This is a genomic window from Hominenteromicrobium sp., assembly GCF_046974225.1.
Classification (GTDB): domain Bacteria; phylum Bacillota; class Clostridia; order Oscillospirales; family Acutalibacteraceae; genus Hominenteromicrobium; species Hominenteromicrobium mulieris.
Window position 1 is genome coordinate 1 of record NZ_JBKWAE010000030.1, and the last position, 1,670, is coordinate 1,670.

Sequence of the window (1,670 nt, forward strand, 5' to 3'; positions counted from 1 at the left end):
AGCCTGCCATCCTCATAAAAAATGCCCTGACCTTGCCGGAAAACGAGTTTCCCGCATGGGTAAAGGTGGGCGCGATGAGCACGCCATCGTTCTTCAGCACCCGGCGGATCTCGGCAAGGGCCTTCTCCGGCTGCGGCACGATATGCAGTGCGTTGGACACGATCACCACATCGAAGGACGCCTCCGCATAGGGCAGGCGGAACATATCCTGCACGGAGAAGTGCAGCTTGGCAGAGCGGTTATCCCGCTTCGCCTCGGCGATCATCTCCGCAGAGGCGTCCGTCGCCTCGATGTGTGCCGCCGCGTTTACGATGTGCTTTGCAATCAATCCCGTGCCGGTCGCCAGCTCCAGCACCGTCTTGTGCCGCACGACCGGCCGGATCAGCTCATACATCTCGTCATACGCCGCCCGATCCTTTCGCATAAAGCGGTCGTAACGTCCGGCATTTTTGTCCCAGAAATTCTTGTGTTCCTGCATCGCTATCATTCCTTTCAATGTTAGATTAACCTAACCGACGCGTGCATCCGAGCGGTTAGATGGTGCTAACCGTTGCGCCTTGGAAAAGCCGCATCTCTGCGGCCTTCCGCTTATTTAAATAACTCCCTGCAAGCGCCGTACACCAGCGTTTCCAGCACCTGCGGGTACAGTCCTCCTATTTGCTCCTTGTGTGAGACGGTCAGAATCAGTCCGCGTACTGTCGCGGCGGCAAGTGAAATCCCCCGTTTAGGAACAAGGCCATATTTTTCCAGAAGCAGACGAATGTGCGTCTCGTCGTCGTGGTAATGCACATTTTTGACATCCTCCGGCAGTCTCTGCAAAAGCAGCTTTGCATCGTTTTCAATGAAAGCCATGTCGCCGGTATCGGACAGCCGCCGGCAGACGGCAAGGACCGCCTTTGCCGCGCGCTCCGACGGCGGCAAGCCGTCAGTTTCGCTCAGTGCATGGTCAGCCACTCCGTAAAGATCGGAGTGAACATTCTCTAAAACCGCGAAGAAAAGCATTTCCTTGGATTCGTAGAATTTATAGAACGAGCCCTTTGCAATCCCGACCGCCTTCGTCAGCTGCTCTACGGAGGTTTTCTTCATCCCCAGCGTGACAGCACAATGTCTCGTTTCCTTCAGCAACGCCTTGCGGAGCTGCTCAGTCTCGTAATCGGTAAAAGCCAAGGTCGCACCCTCTCTGAAATATGACCGTTTCGGTTCTTCTGGTCATATTATACCGCGCTTTTTTCTGGTTTGCAAGAGGTGTAGAGAAAAAACTCACTAATCAAAAGGGGTGCAGCGTTGCAGAAAGAGACGACGGAATTCCGGTAATCGTTGTCGCCACTGTAAAAGAAACTATATCGTAAAAGGGCATCAGAACGAAGCATCCAAACGCTGCGTTCTGATACCCATTTTGTTTCATATTGCACAGATGGGGTGATTGCAAGGAGAAGAACAGAAATTCACACAACATGAATGACGTATTCACATAATACTACTGCTTTTGCGCTATCATTAACGTTCGATCTTGCATCGATCCGTTTTAAGGTGAGACCTTTTAAGTTGCTCAGCACTCCTTCGCCGCATGATCATCTGCCGCTACCGCCAACCATCCAAAAGCCGCTGTTTGTCACTTCCGGGTAACAAAAAAGCGCCGTATTGCTACGACGCTTTTGTCTTGCTCGGAA

At 52.4% G+C, this 1,670-nt stretch carries 2 protein-coding genes; both read right to left on the reverse strand.

Annotation, left to right across the window (positions count from 1 at the left end; all coding sequences use genetic code 11):
• Positions 1-487: class I SAM-dependent methyltransferase (locus tag ACLTX1_RS12525; protein WP_412331068.1), on the reverse strand; the 487-nt coding region annotated here is incomplete at its 3' end.
• Between the two features lie 101 nt (positions 488-588).
• The gene (locus ACLTX1_RS12530) at positions 589-1,167 is read right to left on the reverse strand and encodes a TetR/AcrR family transcriptional regulator (protein WP_412331069.1); all 579 of its coding nucleotides are present in this window, start codon (positions 1,165-1,167) and stop codon (positions 589-591) included.
• Positions 1,168-1,670 lie beyond the last annotated feature (503 nt).